14 protein-coding genes are annotated in these 17,057 nt (G+C 66.4%); 1 reads left to right on the forward strand and 13 read right to left on the reverse strand.

Going from position 1 to position 17,057, the window contains the following annotated elements:
• Positions 1 to 107 precede the first annotated feature (107 nt).
• From pstS to BKK81_RS14190, 5 genes are all read right to left on the reverse strand, one after another.
• On the reverse strand, positions 108 to 1,142 hold the full coding sequence (gene pstS / locus BKK81_RS14170; protein ID WP_071014086.1) for a phosphate ABC transporter substrate-binding protein PstS: 1,035 nt from the start codon (positions 1,140 to 1,142) through the stop codon (positions 108 to 110).
• A gap of 226 nt (positions 1,143 to 1,368) precedes the next feature.
• Positions 1,369 to 2,715, reverse strand: coding sequence for a phosphoglucosamine mutase (glmM, locus tag BKK81_RS14175; protein WP_071014088.1), 1,347 nt, complete (start codon positions 2,713 to 2,715; stop codon positions 1,369 to 1,371).
• A gap of 49 nt (positions 2,716 to 2,764) precedes the next feature.
• Positions 2,765 to 3,646 carry a dihydropteroate synthase gene (gene folP, locus BKK81_RS14180; protein ID WP_071014091.1) on the reverse strand — a complete coding sequence of 294 codons (882 nt, stop codon included), beginning with the start codon at positions 3,644 to 3,646 and terminating at the stop codon, positions 2,765 to 2,767.
• A 194-nt stretch (positions 3,647 to 3,840) separates the two neighbouring features.
• A complete protein-coding gene (gene ftsH / locus BKK81_RS14185) occupies positions 3,841 to 5,727 on the reverse strand; it encodes an ATP-dependent zinc metalloprotease FtsH (protein WP_071014094.1) in 1,887 nt (628 codons plus the stop codon).
• A gap of 221 nt (positions 5,728 to 5,948) precedes the next feature.
• Positions 5,949 to 6,614 carry an RlmE family RNA methyltransferase gene (locus tag BKK81_RS14190; protein WP_071014097.1) on the reverse strand — a complete coding sequence of 222 codons (666 nt, stop codon included), beginning with the start codon at positions 6,612 to 6,614 and terminating at the stop codon, positions 5,949 to 5,951.
• Between the two features lie 175 nt (positions 6,615 to 6,789).
• Between BKK81_RS14190 and BKK81_RS14195 the strand changes: the two genes are divergently transcribed.
• Positions 6,790 to 7,287 carry a YhbY family RNA-binding protein gene (locus BKK81_RS14195; protein ID WP_071014099.1) on the forward strand — a complete coding sequence of 166 codons (498 nt, stop codon included), beginning with the start codon at positions 6,790 to 6,792 and terminating at the stop codon, positions 7,285 to 7,287.
• Positions 7,288 to 7,350: 63 nt separating this feature from the next.
• On the opposite strand, the gene BKK81_RS14200 is transcribed toward BKK81_RS14195, so the two are convergent.
• The 8 genes from BKK81_RS14200 to BKK81_RS14235 form a co-directional block, all read right to left on the reverse strand.
• Positions 7,351 to 7,854, reverse strand: a complete 504-nt coding sequence (locus tag BKK81_RS14200; protein WP_071014102.1) for a DUF4149 domain-containing protein — start codon at positions 7,852 to 7,854, stop codon at positions 7,351 to 7,353.
• 94 nt (positions 7,855 to 7,948) lie between these two features.
• Positions 7,949 to 8,425 (reverse strand): transcription elongation factor GreA, encoded by a 477-nt coding sequence (gene greA / locus BKK81_RS14205; RefSeq protein ID WP_071016471.1) that lies wholly within the window; start codon positions 8,423 to 8,425, stop codon positions 7,949 to 7,951.
• Positions 8,426 to 8,707: 282 nt separating this feature from the next.
• Positions 8,708 to 11,965, reverse strand: a complete 3,258-nt coding sequence (gene carB / locus BKK81_RS14210; RefSeq protein WP_071014104.1) for a carbamoyl-phosphate synthase large subunit — start codon at positions 11,963 to 11,965, stop codon at positions 8,708 to 8,710.
• 56 nt (positions 11,966 to 12,021) lie between these two features.
• Positions 12,022 to 12,702, reverse strand: a complete 681-nt coding sequence (leuE, locus tag BKK81_RS14215; protein ID WP_071014106.1) for a leucine efflux protein LeuE — start codon at positions 12,700 to 12,702, stop codon at positions 12,022 to 12,024.
• Between the two features lie 47 nt (positions 12,703 to 12,749).
• The gene (gene carA, locus BKK81_RS14220; protein ID WP_071014108.1) at positions 12,750 to 13,886 is read right to left on the reverse strand and encodes a glutamine-hydrolyzing carbamoyl-phosphate synthase small subunit; all 1,137 of its coding nucleotides are present in this window, start codon (positions 13,884 to 13,886) and stop codon (positions 12,750 to 12,752) included.
• Positions 13,887 to 14,314: 428 nt separating this feature from the next.
• A complete protein-coding gene (locus BKK81_RS14225) occupies positions 14,315 to 14,728 on the reverse strand; it encodes a RidA family protein (RefSeq protein WP_071014111.1) in 414 nt (137 codons plus the stop codon).
• Positions 14,729 to 14,866: 138 nt separating this feature from the next.
• Positions 14,867 to 15,286, reverse strand: a complete 420-nt coding sequence (locus BKK81_RS14230; protein ID WP_071014112.1) for an acyl-CoA thioesterase — start codon at positions 15,284 to 15,286, stop codon at positions 14,867 to 14,869.
• Positions 15,283 to 16,956 carry an AMP-binding protein gene (locus BKK81_RS14235; protein ID WP_071014115.1) on the reverse strand — a complete coding sequence of 558 codons (1,674 nt, stop codon included), beginning with the start codon at positions 16,954 to 16,956 and terminating at the stop codon, positions 15,283 to 15,285. The genes BKK81_RS14230 and BKK81_RS14235 overlap by 4 nt, the downstream gene beginning before the upstream one ends.
• Positions 16,957 to 17,057 lie beyond the last annotated feature (101 nt).

The raw sequence follows: 17,057 nt of genomic DNA on the forward strand, positions 1-17,057 counted from the left end.
AAACAGTGAATTCGTTGGGAAGCCGGCCCGGCGCACCGGGCCGGCTCGTCAGGACGCGCGAGCGTCCCGGGAGGTCAGGCGTCGTTCAACCGATCGCGATCCGTTGATCAGTTGTACAGCGCCTTGCCCGAGCCGTCCTTGACGCTGGTCTTCCAGGTATTGCGGATCTGGTTCACGACCGACTCCGGCAGCGGCACGTAGTCCAGCTCGGTGGCCAGATGGCCGCCGCTCTTGTATGCCCAGTCGAAGAACTTCAGCACTTCGGTGCCCTGTGCCGGCTTCTCCTGGTTCTTATGGACCAGGATGAAGGTTGCGCCGGCGATCGGCCACGCGGTCTTGCCCGGCTCGTTGGTCAGGATCTGGTAATAGGTCTTGCTCCAGTCGGCACCGGCGGCGGCGGCCTTGAAACCATCGTCGCTCGGCTGCACCACCGTACCCGCGGCATTCTTCATGCTCAGGTAGGTCATCTTGTTCTGCTTGGCGTAGGCGTACTCGACGTAGCCGATGGCACCGTTCAGGCGCTGTACGAAGGCGGCCACGCCTTCGTTGCCCTTGCCACCGGTACCGCCGCCCGGCCAGTTGACCGTGGTGCCCTCACCCACGGAGCCCTTCCAGTCGGCGCTGACCTTGGACAGGTAGTTGGTGAAGATGAAGGTGGTGCCCGAACCGTCGGCACGGCGCACCGGCAGGATGTCCTGGCTCGGCAGCTTGGCGTGCGGGTTCAGCGCCTTGATGGCAGGATCGTCCCACTTCTTGATCTTGCCCAGGTAGATGTTGGCCAGCACGTCGCCGGTGATGACCAGTTCACCCGGCTTGATGCCCGGCAGGTTGATCACGGGCACCACGCCGCCGATCACCGTCGGGAACTGCACCAGGCCTTGCTTGGCGAGTTCTTCGTCCTTCAGCGGTGCATCCGATGCGCCGAAGTCCACGGTCTTGGCGCCGATCTGCTTGATGCCGCCCGACGAACCGATGGACTGGTAGTTGACCTTGTTACCCGTTGCTTTTTGGTATGCGTCGGCCCACTTGGAATAGACGGGCGCGGGGAAGGACGCGCCAGCACCGGTAATTTCCGCCGCGAACGCAGTGCCCACCACCAACAACGATGCGATGCCTGCCACGGCAGTCTTGACCAGCTTCATATGTCCTCCAGAGAACAGGGGGTTGGGAATGACAAATTTTTGACAAGTCGAACTCTATGCCCCGTAGATGACAATTCCATGACAGCATCAAATCTTCTTGAAACGTATTGCCCAGCCGAGTCTGCCACCCCGTTTCACCCCTTATCTTCTGACGGTTAATTGCTAAAATAGGAAAAAAGAAATGCCGGGTGCACCCGGCATTTCGTCACATCCGCCAGCCTCCGCTTCAGGAACGAAGCGCCTGCGCCAAGGTCTGGGCCGCGCGTTCCGCGGCATCGGCCTGCTCGGCCTCGACCATCACGCGAACCACAGGCTCGGTCCCCGATGCACGGATCAACACCCGCCCGCGCCCCTCCAGTTCCGGCTCCACCCGGGCACGGGCGGCCTGCAGGCCGGCGTGGCTCTGCCAGTCGAAGCCCTTCTCCACGCGCACGTTGATCAGGGTCTGGGGAAACAGCGCCACGCCACCAAGCAGCTCCGCCAGCGGGCGGCCGCTGCGGCGCAGCGCTGCCAGCACCTGCAAGGCCGAGACAATGCCATCGCCCGTGCTATGGCGATCGAGGCACAGCAGGTGGCCTGAGCCCTCGCCCCCCAGTGTCCAGCCGCGCTTGTGCAGTTCCTCCAGCACATAGCGGTCGCCCACTTTGGCGCGCACGAAGCCGATGCCCATGCGCTGGAAGGCCAGCTCCACTGCCATGTTCGTCATCAGGGTACCGACCACGCCTTCCACCTTCTGCCCGGACGCGATGCGGTCGCGCGCGATCAGGTACAGCAGTTCGTCGCCGTTGTAGAGACGGCCGTCGGCATCGACCACCTGCAGGCGGTCCGCGTCGCCATCGAAGGCTAGGCCCAGGTCGGCGCCGCGCGCCTTGACCTCGGCCACCAGCTTCTCCGGCGCGGTCGCGCCATAGCCCGCGTTGATGTTGCGTCCGTCCGGCTGGTTGCCGATGGCGATCACCTCGGCGCCCAGTTCATGGAAGACGTGCGGCGCGATATGGTAGGCGGCGCCATGGGCGCAGTCGACCACCAGCTTCAGGCCGTGCAGGTCCTGTTCGTACGGGAAGCTGCTCTTGCAGAACTCGATATAGCGGCCTGCCGCGTCGTCGATGCGCCGCGCTCGGCCCAGTTCGTCCGAAGGCACGCAGCCCATCGGCTGTTCCAGCTCGGCCTCGATCTCCAGCTCCACCGCGTCGGGCAGCTTGTCGCCATCCGCCGAGAAGAACTTGATGCCGTTGTCATAGTAAGGATTGTGGCTGGCCGAGATCACCACGCCGGCCGACAGGCGCAGCGCCCGCGTCAGGTAGGCGATGCCGGGAGTCGGCAGCGGGCCGGTCAGCAGCACGTTGACGCCGGCCGAGGTGAAACCGGCCTCGAGCGCGGCCTCCAGCATATAGCCCGAGATACGGGTGTCCTTGCCGATCAGCACCGTCGGGCGGCCCTGCGCATGCTGGCGCGCGCCATGGGCCAGCACCTTGCCTGCGGCATGGCCGAGGCGCATCACCAGGTCCGGGGTGATCGGCAGTTCTCCTACCTTGCCGCGCACGCCGTCGGTGCCGAAGTATTTGCGAGTCATTGGCTCAATCTCCAGGATTCTGTGTTCGCTATCGGTCGATCCGGTCGCCTCAGCCGTTCGCACCGGCGACCGTCTCATGGCGGACCGCCCACCAGACCTTGAGGGCGTCCACCGTCTGTTCCACATCGTGCACGCGCACGATGAATGCACCGCGTTCCGCCGCGCAGACCGCAGCGGCAATGCTCGCGGCCACGCGCTGCTGCGGGGGTCGGCCGCCCAGGATGGCGCCGAGCGTCGATTTGCGCGACAGCCCCACCAGCAGAGGCAGCCCGTCCGCCGCCAGGCGGGGCTGTTGTGCGAGCAGACGCAGATTATGATCCGGTGTCTTGCCGAAGCCATACCCCGGATCGAGGGATATGCGGGAAGTTTCGACGCCGGCCGCGCGCAAGACCGCGACGCGCCCGGCGAGAAAATCGCGCACCTCCGCCACCACATCGGTATAAACGGGATCCTCCTGCATGGTCTGCGGATCGCGCTGCATATGCATCACGCACAGTCCGGTTTGGCCACCGGCGACCGCCTCGACCGCGCCGGGCATGCGGAAGCCCCAGATGTCGTTGATCAGGTCGGCGCCTGCGTCCTGTGCGGCACGCATGACCTCCGGCTTATAGGTATCGATGGAGAGCGGTACGCCGCAATCGCGCAGCGCCTCCACCACCGGCAGCACCCGTTCCAGTTCCTGCTCCAGCGGCAGCGCGGTCGAGCCCGGCCGGCTCGATTCCCCGCCGATATCGATGATATCGACGCCCTCGGCGATCATGCGTTCGGCGTGACGCCGCGCCGCATCTAGGCCGGCATGCTGGCCACCATCCGAGAAGGAGTCCGGCGTGACATTGAGGATGCCCATCACCAAGGGGCGGCGGGCCAGGTCGAAACGGAATCGTCCGCACTGGAAGTGCGACGGAGCCGGGGGAAGCGGATTGGACGACATCGGAAGGCAAAGCGGTTGTGATGGGGGCCGGCCCGCCGCCCTGCGCACCGAGCGCACGGGCCGTAGCCGGTTGGGAAAGCGGCACGCGAGCAAGTCAACAAGTGCAAGGCGCGCGGCCGCCGGAATGCAAGAAGCCGGTGCGCATGGCACCGGCTTCCAGGTCATCGGTACTGCACGAACCGGTCAGGCGGCGTTCAGGCCGTCGCCGGTGCGTTGGACGGTGCCACCGGCGAGCCGCCCGAGGGCGTGCTGCCACCGCCACCGCTGGTACCCGTAGCACCGCGCGGCGGGCGCGGCGGCTTGCCGGCCATGATGTCGTTGACCTGGTCGGCGTCGATGGTTTCCCACTCCATCAGCGCGGCCGTCATGGCCTCGACCTTGTCGCGGTTCTCTTCCAGCAGTCGCTTGGCCAGCGCGTACTGGTCGTCGATGATGTGGCGGATCTCGGCGTCGACCTTCTGCTGCGTGGCTTCCGACACGCTCTTGGCGGACATCTTGCCGAACATGCCATCCTGCTCGGTATCCACATAGACCATCGCGCCGAGCGAATCGCTCATGCCGAAGCGGGTCACCATGTCGCGGGCGATCTTGGTGGCGCGCTCGAAGTCGTTGGACGCGCCGGTGCTCATCGCATTGAGGAAGACCTCTTCCGCCGCGCGACCGCCGAACAGGATGGCGATCTCTTCGAGCATGTTGTCCTTGTACTTCGAGTACTTGTCATGCTCGGGCAGTTGCCAGGTCACACCCAGCGCCCAGCCGCGCGGCATGATGGTGACCTTGTGCACCGGATCCGCCTTGGGCAGCAGCTTCGCCACCACCGCGTGGCCGGACTCGTGGTAGGCCGTGGCCTTGCGCTCTTCCTCGCGCATCACGGTCGACTTGCGCTCCGGACCCATGAAGATCTTGTCCTTGGCATCCTCGAAGTCCTGCATGTCGACCACGCGCTTGTTGCGGCGGGCGGCGAACAGCGCGGCCTCGTTGACGAGGTTGGCCAGGTCGGCGCCGGAGAAGCCCGGCGTGCCGCGCGCGATCACCGAAGCGTCGACGTCGTTGCCGATCGGCACCTTGCGCATATGGACGCGCAGGATCTGCTCGCGGCCGCGGATGTCCGGAAGGCCCACGTAGACCTGGCGGTCGAAACGGCCCGGACGCAGCAGCGCCTTGTCCAGCACGTCGGCCCGGTTGGTGGCGGCGATCACGATCACGCCCGAGTTGGCCTCGAAGCCATCCATTTCCACCAGCATCTGGTTCAGGGTCTGCTCGCGCTCGTCGTTGCCGCCGCCCATGCCGGCGCCGCGATGGCGGCCGACCGCATCGATTTCATCGATGAACACGATGCAAGGCGCCTGCTTCTTGGCATTCTCGAACATGTCGCGCACGCGGGCCGCGCCCACGCCGACGAACATCTCGACGAAGTCCGAGCCGGAAATGCTGAAGAACGGCACCTTGGCTTCGCCGGCGATGGCACGCGCCAGCAGCGTCTTGCCGGTACCCGGGGGGCCGACCAGCAACACGCCGCGCGGAATGCGGCCGCCCAGCTTCTGGAATTTCTGCGGGTCCTTCAGGAAGTCGACCAGTTCGACCACTTCTTCCTTGGCCTCGTCGCAGCCGGCGACGTCCTGGAAGGTGACCGCGTTCTGGTTCTCGTCGATCAGGCGCGCGCGGGACTTGCCGAAGGAGAAGGCACCGCCTTTCCCGCCGCCCTGCATCTGCCGCATCATGTAGAACCAGAAGACGATGATCAGCAAGGTCGGCCCGAGGTAGTACAGGGCCTGTACCAGCACGTTCGGCTCGTCATCGGCCTTGCCCGTCACCTGGACGCCATACTTCATCAGGTCGCCGACCATCCAGATGTCGCCCGGCGAGATGATGGTGTACTTGGCGCCCTCCTTGGGCGTCACGACCAGGTTGCGGCCTTGCACGTCGACCCGGCCCACCTTGCCATTCTTGGCGTCATCCATGAACTGCGAGTAGGTGACGCCCTCCTGGGTGCGGGGCTTGTCGAACTGCTTGAAGACGGTAAACAGGACCAGTGCGATCACCAGCCAGATTGCCGCCTTTTGAAACAGGTTGTTATTCAAGGCCGAACTCCTTTGCGATTGCCTTGCCAACGGATAGCTGCATTGTAATGCAGCGCTCGCCCCCGGGGGGAAACACTGAATTTATGACACCCATAGCCTCGCGGCCAGCGCCCGTTCGCTTGCCGCCGTCCCATGCCGCCAGCGTCGGGCGCGGCGCCGCGGAGATGCCTCCGCATCCACCTGGCGGCCAATGAGCGGCGCCAGGCGGCAGGCATCTGGCATCAAGCGGCTGTCTTCAGGTAGCGCCCGAGGATGAAGGTCTCGGACGATTTGTCGCGGGAAGCCTTCGGCTTGCGCCGCGCGACCACCTTGAACACCTGCTTGAACTTCTCCACGATCTGACTGTAGCCGCTGCCGTGGAAACACTTTACCAGCAGCGCGCCATCCGGCTTCAGGTGCGCCTGGGCGAAATCCAATGCCAGATCGCACAAGTACTCGATGCGGGCGGCATCGGCGGAAGCCACTCCCGACAGATTGGGGGCCATATCCGACAATACAAGGTCGATTTTTGCACCGCCGGAGGCATCGAGCACCACTTTTTCCAACTGGAGGAACACTTCTTCCTCGCGGAAGTCACCCTGGATGAAGGTCACGTCGGCGATCGGCTCCATCGGCAGCAGGTCGATCGCCACCACAGCACCGTCGATACGGCCATCCTTGGCGCGCGGCGAGGCCGCCAGCTTGTTGCGCACATACTGGCTCCAGCTTCCCGGCGCCGCGCCCAGGTCGACGATGACCTGACCCGGACGGATAAGCTTGTCCTGCTCGTCGATCTCCTTGAGCTTGTACGCAGCGCGGGCGCGATAGCCCTCCCGTTGCGCCATCTTCACATAGGGATCGTTGATATGGTCGTGCAGCCACGACTGGTTGAACTTGTTCTTGGCCATTCCAAACACCGATTAGCGGGAAAGCTACCGCGCGGAGGCCGGCCGCCCCAGGCTTTCCCGTTCAATTTTGCTGATTTTGCCGCCGATGCGGGCCGATTTGACGGATAATACGCGCCAATTCGCTTTGACCGGCCGCCCCCGGCCCCGTATGCGCCGCTCGCCGGCGCCTGACCCTATGCCCGCACTCCAACTCATCCCCGCCCAGCGCTCCGAACTCCGCTCCCGCGCCCACGGCCTCAATCCGGTCGTGATGATCGGCGCCGAGGGCCTCACGCCGGCGGTGCTCGCGGAAATCGACCGCAGCCTGGCGGCTCACGACCTGATCAAGATCCGCGTGTTCGGCGACGAACGCGAAGCCCGCATCGCCATCTACGAGGCGATCTGCGAGGCGCTGGATGCCGCCCCGATCCAGCACATCGGCAAGCTGCTGGTGGTGTGGCGCCCGGGTCCTGCACGCCTGAAGGAAAACCAGCCCGGCGAGCTGCCCCGCCAGGCTCAGCGCAAGGGCTCCGCCCCGCGCACCGTCACGGTCCGCAAGCCCAGCGCGGCGCCGAACCGGCGCCCGACGCGCAAGCAGGTGACGGTACTGGGCAATGAACGTGTCACCGCCGGCGGCAACGTCAAACGCGCACGTCAGCGCCCGGCCAGCCAGAAGAAGAAGGCACTGGGCTGAAGCCCGCCCGCCGGGGCGCCAGCCCCGGCCGTCCGCGCCACGCAGGCGGCACGGACACTGCGCTCACTCGCCGGCCGAACGCGGTGCCGCGGCGCGCCAGACCAGCACCAGGGCCAACACGCTCTGCAGCAGATAGAAACCGCTGGAAATCCCGTGCAGCATGCCGAAATCCCCACGGTAGGGCGATTCGGAAACCCCCACGCCCAGTGCATGGGCCTTGGCCTTGAGCGCCTCCATGAACGGCTGCACACCGAAATAGCCGGCCAGCACGCAGCACAACATGGCCAGCACCAGCCAGCGCAGTGCACGGTAGCGGACCGCGCCACGCCGGATCATCACATTGCAAAGCACCAACTGCAGCACGCCGACCACCACGCCGAGCACGGCCTCGGTGTAGAACAGCTGGCCTGCGACCATGCCTGCGGTCTCGCGGCTCGGCAGGATCGAGAACAGCGTCGGCGCCACCATATAGCCCACCGTCCACAGGCTGCCTGCCCAGATCACGGTCAGCAACAGGAAGATGCGGTGCGGCAATGGCGGCAGGCTGGCGTAGGAGGCGGAGAACACGGCTGGGTGTCGGCGTTTATCGGCGTGGCGTGATCGTAGTCGGCCCGGTGGCGCGCAGCAGCCGGCATTGCAGCCGGCCGCGCCCGCCCGCGCCTCAGACGTAGCTGACGGTGATGACTTCGTACTCGCGCTCGCCGCCCGGTGCCAGCACCGTGGCCACGTCGCCCTCGAACTTGCCGATCAGGGCACGGGCGATCGGCGAGCTCACCGAGATCTTGCCGCTCTCGAGATCGGCCTCATCGTCGCCGACGATCTGGTAGCGCACTGCACTGCCCGACTCGAGATCCTCGAGGTCGACCGTGGCACCGAACACGATGCGGCCGTCGGTGTCGAGCTGGGTCGGATCGATGACCTGCGCAGCCGACAGCTTCGACTCCACCTCGAGGATGCGGCCTTCGATAAAAGCCTGCTTTTCCTTGGCGGCGTCGTACTCGGCGTTTTCGGACAGGTCACCCTGGGCACGCGCCTCGGCGATCGCGTTGATCACGGCCGGACGTTCGACGGCCTTCAGGCGGTGCAGTTCCTCCTTGAGCAGTTCTGCGCCGCGCTTGGTAATCGGAATGGTGCTCATGTCTTTGTTCGGCAAAAAAATGAGCCGCAGCGGAGCGGGGTCCGTGCCCGGCCTGCTGGCCATGGGCACTTCCGCTCAACCGCGGCTTTCGGTTTCGATCGACCGGCACACCCGGCGACGCCGGGCATCGCCGTTCGATCAGCGAATTTCACGTTAGTTTAGGCCAAGACGCCTGCCGGCAGCAACCATCGCTGCCGGCAGGCCCCCGGAACGGGGGGCACAACGGCCTCCCCGTCCCGCCCCGCTCCCAGCGAGGACTTGCGGGGCAGCCGCGCAGGCACCTCAGGCGCCGGCGGCGAGTTCCGCGTGCAGGCCCTGCAGGTCGTAGACCTCCAGGCTCTGCATGTGCTTCAGGCCTTCCACCGCGGCGCGGGCGCCGGCGATGGTGGTGTAGTACGGCACGCGGTGGGCCAGCGCCGAGATGCGGATCGAGCGCGAGTCGGCGATGGCGGTGCGGGTCTCGTCCACCGTGGTGAAGACCAGCGCCAGCTCACCGTTCTTGAGCATGTCGACGATATGCGGGCGACCGTCCTTGACCTTGTTCACCACGCGCACCGGAATGCCCGCCGCCTCGATGGCCGAGGCGGTGCCGCGGGTGGCGACGATCGGATAGCCCAGGTCGTGCAGCATGCGGGCCACGCCGACCGCGCGCGGCTTGTCGCTGTCCTTGACGGTGATCAGCACCGTGCCCTTGGCCGGCAGGCGCGAACCGGCAGCGAGCTGGCTCTTGAAGAGCGCTTCACCGAAGGTCTTGCCCACGCCCATCACTTCGCCGGTGGAGCGCATCTCGGGTCCGAGCACCGGGTCGACGCCGGGGAACTTGTTGAAGGGGAACACTGCTTCCTTGACGCTGAAGTACGGCGGCACCACCTCGGCGGCGACGCCCTGCGAGTCCAGCGACTGGCCCGCCATGCAGCGCGCCGCGATCTTGGCCAGCGACAGGCCGGTGGCCTTCGACACGTAGGGCACGGTACGCGAGGCGCGCGGGTTCACTTCCAGCACGTAGACGGTATCCTTGCCGTCGGCCTGCTGGATGGCGAACTGCACGTTCATCAGGCCGACCACGTTCAGCGCCTTGGCCATGGCGGCGGTCTGGCGCTTCAGCTCGTCGACCGTCTCCTGCGCCAGCGAGTACGGCGGCAGCGAGCAGGCGGAGTCGCCGGAGTGCACGCCGGCCTGCTCGATGTGTTCCATCACGCCGCCGATGAAGACGCGCTGGCCGTCGCACAGGGCGTCCACGTCGCATTCGATGGCGTCGTTGAGGAAGCGGTCGAGCAGCACCGGGGAGTCGTTCGACACCTTGACTGCCTCGCGCATGTAGCGCTCGAGATCGCGCGGCTCATGCACGATCTCCATGGCGCGGCCGCCCAGCACGTAGGAGGGGCGCACCACCAGCGGATAGCCGATCTCCTCGGCCAGGCGCAGCGCTTCGTCCTCGGCACGCGCGGTGCGGTTGGGCGGCTGGCGCAGGCCCAGTTCCTGCAGCAGCTTCTGGAAACGCTCGCGGTCCTCGGCGGCGTCGATCATGTCGGGGCTGGTGCCGATAATGGGCACGCCGTTGGCTTCCAGGTCCAGCGCCAGCTTCAGCGGGGTCTGGCCGCCGTACTGGACGATCACGCCGACCGGCTTCTCCTTGTCGACGATCTCCAGCACGTCCTCCAGCGTCAACGGCTCGAAGTACAGGCGGTCGGAGGTGTCGTAATCGGTCGACACGGTCTCCGGGTTGCAGTTGACCATGATGGTCTCGTAGCCATCCTCGCGCAGCGCGAGCGCTGCGTGCACGCAGCAATAGTCGAACTCGATGCCCTGCCCGATCCGGTTCGGGCCGCCGCCCAGCACCATGATCTTCTTGCGGTCGGTCGGGTCGGCCTCGCACTCGCCGTGCTCGGCCTCGTAGGTCGAGTACATGTAGGCGGTGTTGGTGCCGAACTCGGCCGCGCAGGTGTCGACGCGCTTGTAGACCGGGCGCACGTTCTTGGCGACGCGGGCTTCGCGCACCGACTTCGCATCCGTCTTCAGCAGCCTGGAGAGGCGGCGGTCGGAGAAGCCCTTCTGCTTGAGCAGGCGCAGTTCGGCGGCGGACAGGCTGTCCAGCGTGCGCGCCTTGACCAGGCCCTCGGTCTTGACGATGTCCTCGATCTGGGCCAGGAACCACGGATCGATATCGGTCTCGGCATGGACCTCTTCCAGCGACATGCCGATACGGAAGGCATCGCCCACGTACCAGATGCGGTCCGGACCCGCCTCGCCGATCTCTTCGACGATCTCGTCGCGGTCGACCGACTTCTCGTCCAGGCCGTCCACGCCCACTTCGAGGCCTCGCAGGGCCTTCTGGAACGACTCCTGGAAGGTGCGGCCCATCGCCATCACCTCGCCCACCGACTTCATCTGCGTGGTCAGGTGGCTGTCGGCCTGCGGGAACTTCTCGAAGGCAAAGCGCGGCACCTTGGTGACCACGTAGTCGATCGAGGGCTCGAACGAAGCCGGGGTCAGGCCACCGGTGATCTCGTTCTTCAGTTCGTCCAGCGTATAGCCCACCGCCAGTTTGGCGGCGACCTTGGCGATCGGGAAGCCGGTGGCCTTCGAGGCCAGGGCCGACGAACGCGACACGCGCGGGTTCATCTCGATGACGATCATGCGACCGTCCTTCGGATTGATCGAGAACTGCACGTTGGAGCCGCCGGTATCGACGCCGATCTCGCGCAGCACGGCCAGCGAGGCATTGCGCAGGATCTGGTATTCCTTGTCGGTCAGCGTCTGCGCGGGCGCCACGGTGATCGAGTCACCGGTGTGGATGCCCATCGGGTCCAGGTTCTCGATCGAGCAGATGATGATGCAGTTGTCCGCCTTGTCGCGGACCACTTCCATCTCGTACTCCTTCCAGCCCAGCAGCGACTCTTCGATCAGCAGTTCGCGGGTCGGCGACAGGTCGAGACCGCGCTTGCAGATCTCCTCGAACTCTTCGCGGTTGTAGGCGATGCCGCCGCCGGTGCCGCCCAGCGTGAAAGACGGGCGGATCACGATCGGATAGCCGCTGGTGCTGGTCTCGCGGGCGATCTGCGCCTGCACGGCCACGGCCTCGTCCATCGAATGGGCGATGCCAGACTTGGCCGAACCCAGGCCGATCTTGGTCATCGCGTCCTTGAACTTCTGGCGGTCCTCGGCCTTGTCGATGGCCTCGGGCGACGCGCCGATCAGTTCGACCTTGTACTTCTCCAGCACGCCGTTGCGGTGCAGGTCGAGCGCGCAGTTCAGCGCGGTCTGGCCACCCATGGTCGGCAGGATGGCATCCGGACGCTCCTTGGCGATGATGCGCTCCACCACTTCCCAGGTGATCGGCTCGATGTAGGTGACGTCCGCCGTGTTCGGGTCCGTCATGATGGTCGCCGGGTTCGAGTTGACCAGGATGACCTTGAAGCCTTCCTCGCGCAGGGCCTTGCAGGCCTGTGCGCCGGAGTAGTCGAACTCGCACGCCTGGCCGATGATGATGGGACCCGCGCCGATGATCAGGATGCTTTTGATGTCTGTGCGTTTTGGCATTGCACGCTCTCTTTGTAGGCGCGGCGCGCTTGCGCGCGGCGCCGGATGTCAGGTGTTCAGTTCAGGGTGGCCGTGGCCAGCTTGGCGCCGAAGCCGATGAACATGGCGCCCACGCCGCTCGCCATGCCGGCCGACAGGCGTTGCCGGCGACGGAAGGCCTCGGCCAGCCGGGCGCCCATGAAGATGATGGTGGTCAGGTAGGCGAAGCTGCATACCTGGCACACCAGCCCCAGCACGACGAAGGACAGTGCCGGCAAGGCGAAGCCCGGGTCCACGAACTGGATGAAGAAGGAAATGAAGAACAGGATGGCCTTGGGATTCAGCAGGCTGATCACCAGCGCCTTGCGGAAGGGATCGGCCTCGCGCGCCAGCGTGGGCGCGGCTGCCTGCGGCCGTGCCGCCGCCGCGCCGCGCGCGCGCCAGCCACGCAGCGCGCCACGCAGCATCTGCAGGCCGATCCAGCCCAGGTAAGCGGCGCCCACGTACTTGACCACGTGGAACAGCGCCGGACTCGCCTTCAGCAGCGAGGCCACGCCGGCGGCCGACAACACCATCAGGATGGCATCGCCCAGGAACACACCGCAGGCACCCTTGTAGCCGGCGCGCACACCGCGCTGCGCAGCCACCGACAGCACGAACATCGAGTTCGGCCCCGGCAGCAGCACGATGAATACCGTGCCGAGCACAAAGGTCCAGAAATCGGTGATGCCGAGCGTGGCGTGCATGAATGCGTTCATGGTGGTTCCTGCCTGCGTCCTTGTCCCTTGCTTCCCGTCCCCGCCGTTCAGGCGCGGGCCTTCTCCATCAGGTGGATGAAGCGGTCGAACAGGTAAGCCACGTCGTGCGGACCCGGCGAGGCTTCCGGGTGCCCCTGGAAGCAGAAGGCCGGCTTGTCGGTCAGCGCGAAGCCTTGCAAGGTGCCGTCGAACAGCGACACGTGCGTCACACGCGCATTGGCAGGCAGCGAGGCGGGATCGACGGCGAAGCCATGGTTCTGCGACGTGATCGCCACACGGCCGTCATCCAGGTCCTTGACCGGGTGATTGGCGCCGTGGTGGCCGGTCTTCATCTTCAGCGTCTTCGCACCCACTGCCAGCGCCATGATCTGGTGGCCCAGGCAGATGCCGAAGGTGGGGATGCCGCGCGCCAGGAACTCACGGGTGGCGGCGATGGCATAGTCGCACGGCTCGGGATCGCCGGGGCCATTCGACAGGAAGATGCCGTCCGGGTTCAGCGCCAGCGCGTCGGCGGCGCTCGCCTGCGCCGGCAGCACGGTCACCTTGCAGCCGCGCTCGGCCAGCATGCGCAGGATGTTGAACTTGACGCCGAAGTCATAGGCGACCACGTGGAAACGCGGCGTTTCCTGCTTGCCGTAACCGCGGCCCAGCGCCCATTCGCTCTGGGTCCACTCGTACGATTCCTTGACCGAGACCACCTTGGCCAGGTCCATGCCGGCCAGGCCGGGGAAGGAGCGCGCCAGGTCGATGGCCTTCTGCACATTGTCCTCGCCAGCGAGGATGCAGCCGTTCTGGGCGCCCTTCTCGCGCAGGATGCGGGTCAGCTTGCGCGTGTCGATGCCGGCGATCGCCACGACCTTTTCCTGTTTCAGGTAATGGCCGAGCGTGTGCTCCTTGCGGAAGTTCGAGGCCTGCAGCGGCAGGTCCTTGATGATGAGGCCGGCGGCATGGACTTTCGTGGCTTCGACATCCTCGGCATTGACCCCGACATTGCCGATGTGCGGATACGTCAGCGTGACGATCTGCCGGGAATAGCTGGGGTCGGTGAGGATTTCCTGGTAACCGGTGATGGCGGTATTGAACACCACTTCACCGATGGTATGGCCGGAAGCGCCGATGGAATAGCCACGAAAGACCGTGCCGTCTGCAAGCGCGAGGATGGCGGACGGGAAAGACGGTAACACGGGTAGGCTCCTGCTGGATTCACCCCGTGACCGACCTGATCGACGCCTCTGCCCCCCGGAGGATCCCGGCCTGACGGCAGGCCAGCGGGCATGCAGTCGGCACCGGCCACGCTATGCTCCTGGAAACACTTCTTCTCGAGCGCCATCTTGCGGAAGACGACGGCGAAGCAGGTGTATCCGGGCCACGCGGGAAGGGGGCGGCGGAAGGTGGAATGCGGTAGGCGCTAGGGTGAAGGGTTCTGAAAGCGAAACTTTCGGATTATAGCCCGGACAGGCCATTTTCTCAAGTTTTCAAGGACTTGCAGAAAGGCCGGCGGCCAATCGCACCAAATCAGTGCAAAGCCGCCACGCCGTTCGGGCGCCCGAACCGACGGCATGCCCGATGCGGCACCGCGCGCAGGCATCCCGCCCTCCCCGCCTGCGCGCCCTCAGCCTGCGCCCGGCGGCACCACCGCCGTGACCTCGATCTCCACCTTGGCTCGCGATTCCACCAGGTCGGCGACCTCGACCGCCGTCATGGCCGGGAAATAGCGGCCGATGACCTCGCGGTAGTGCTCGCCGATGCCGCGATAGGCACCCACGTATTCCTCCTTGTCCTTGACATACCATGTCATGCGCACGATGTGCTCGGGACGCGCGCCGCCGGCTGCCAGCACCGCCACGACATTGCGCAGGGCCTGTCCGGTCTGCGCGGCGAAATCGTCGGTCTCGAACTCGCACTGCGCGTTCCAGCCGATCTGGCCGCCGACGAACAGCAATCGGCTGCCGACCTGCATTTCCGTCATGATGCCGTTCGAGTACCCACGCGGCGGGGCCCAGTTGGGGGGTTGCAGGATCTTCATAGCGTTTCCAGGTATCAGGTGTGTGGTATTCGGTTTCGGTATTCGGTGAATCTGAACGCAGCGCCCGAGGCCGCATGGAGACCGCTTCTGCCCGCACGCGCCTCGGCGCTTGCCGGCGCGGCGCGGATCGTAGCGGATTCAGGCGCTCACATAGCACCCCATCGCGGCCCGCACCGCATCGGGCCATGGCCGCGGCGCCACGCGCCCGAGGTCCACGCAGACCAGGCGCTGCTCGAACTCGACGCGCAGGTCCCCGGAAGGACCCGCGAAGCGCACCGCCAGCAGCGCGCTCGATCCGCCCAGCCGGCGGATGCGCAGCTCGCGCGTCAGGGTCTCGCCCAGCCGGCTCGGCGCGACGAAACGGCTGCTGAGTTCCGCCGTGGGCACGCCGCAGCGATCGCTGCCGTGCATCGCCTCGAAAGGCCAGGCCAGCGCTTCGCGGAACCAGTCCTCGACGCAATCGTTGAGCATCTCGAAGTAGCGCGGGAAGAACACGATGCCGGCCGCGTCGCAGTCCTTGAAGCGCACCCGCACGGTGTTGCGGAACACCTCGCTCACGGCCGCCCCGCCGCGCCGGCGCCCTGCTCGGCCAATTGCCGCAGGCGGAAGCGCTGCAGCTTGCCGGTCTCGGTACGCGGCAGGGCCGCCACGAACTCGATGCGGCGCGGATACTTGTACGGCGCGATCTCGCGCTTGACGTGTTCCTGCAGGGCTGTGCGCGTCGCTTCGTCCGCCGCCACGCCGGGGCGCAGCACCACGAAGGCCGTCACCACCTGCCCGCGCTCGGGATCGGCGGTGCCGATGACGCCGCACTCGGCCACTGCCTCGTGCTGCATCAGCGCGCTCTCGACCTCGGGGCCGGCGATGTTGTAGCCGGCCGAGACGATCATGTCGTCCGACCGCGCCTGGTAGAAGTAGTAGCCATCGGCATCGGCCATGAAGGTATCGCCGGGCAGGTTCCAGCCCGCCTTGACGTAGTTTGCCTGGCGCGGATCGTCCAGGTAGCGGCAGCCGGTCGGGCCGCGCACCGCCAGGCGCCCGACGGTGCCGGGCGGCACCGGTCGCATCTGCTCGTCGACGATCTGCGCCACATAGCCCGGCACCACCTTGCCGATGGCGCCGGGGCGCACTTCCGCGCCGGCGCTGGAGATGAAGATGTGCATCATCTCGGTACCGCCGATGCCGTCCGTCATCTCGATGCCGCTTGCCGCCTTCCAGCTCTGGCGCGTGGCGTCCGGCAGCGCCTCGCCGGCCGATACGCTCTTCTTCAGGCTGGCCAGGCGGTAGCGCGGCGCCAGCACCGCCATCTGCCGGTAGAAGGTCGGCGCGGTGAAAACGATGGTGGCGCCGAAGTCCTGGATCAACTCCAGCAGCGACTCCGGCGTCAGCCGCTCGGCCAGCACGGTGCTGGCACCGACCCGCAACGGAAAGCAGAGGATGCCGCCGAGGCCGAAGGTGAAGGCGATCGGGGGCGTGCCGCAGAAGATGTCGTCCGGCCCGGGCTTCAGCACATGGCGCGGGAACAGGTCGCACATGGCCAGCACGTCGCGGTGGAAATGCACGGTGCCCTTGGGCTGGCCGGTGGTGCCGCTGGTGAAGGCGATCAGGCAGACGTCGTCGGCCGCCGTGTCACAGGCCGCGAAGGTTTCGGGCTTGCCCGCCAGGGCCGCTTCCAGGGAGGCCGGATCGCCCGCCTCCGCGTTGAACCATCGCACCTGCCGCAGGCTGGGCGTATGCTGCTCGCCCGGCGCCAGGTTGGCCTCCAGCTCCTCCCGCAGGCGCACGTCGCACAGGGCGGCACCGACCTCGGCCTTGTCGATGATCTGCTTGAGTTCGCGCGCGCGCAGCAAGGGCATGGTCGGCACGGCGATCAAGCCGGCCTTGACGGTGGCGAGCCAGCTCGCCGCCATCATCAGGTTGTTGGGCCCGCGCAGCAGCACGCGGTTGCCCGGCACCAGCCCCATGTCCTCGACCAGCACGTGCGCGATGCGGTTGACCAGCGCGGCGAGTTCGGCATAGCTGACCGAGTGCACCTGGCCGTCGCCGCCGCGATAGCGGATGGCGATGCGCCCGCCCCGTCCCTCGCACACATGGCGGTCGACCAGTTCGGCCACACAGTTCAGCCGCGGCGGATATTGGGTGTCGTCGTTGAACAGGAACTCGGGCCAGGCGTCGCGCGGCGGCAGCCGGTCGCGGGCGAAGGGATCGCTGGGGGCGTTGGTGGGCATGCTTGTCTCCGTCGTTTTCCTCGATCGATATCCTGTATCCGGCCGGGCCGCCATGTGCGGTGCCGGCCTGGCGCCCTGCATCACAAAGTCGTTGACTCAGG

Source organism: Cupriavidus sp. USMAHM13, from assembly GCF_001854285.1.
GTDB classification, from domain to species: Bacteria; Pseudomonadota; Gammaproteobacteria; order Burkholderiales; family Burkholderiaceae; genus Cupriavidus; species Cupriavidus malaysiensis.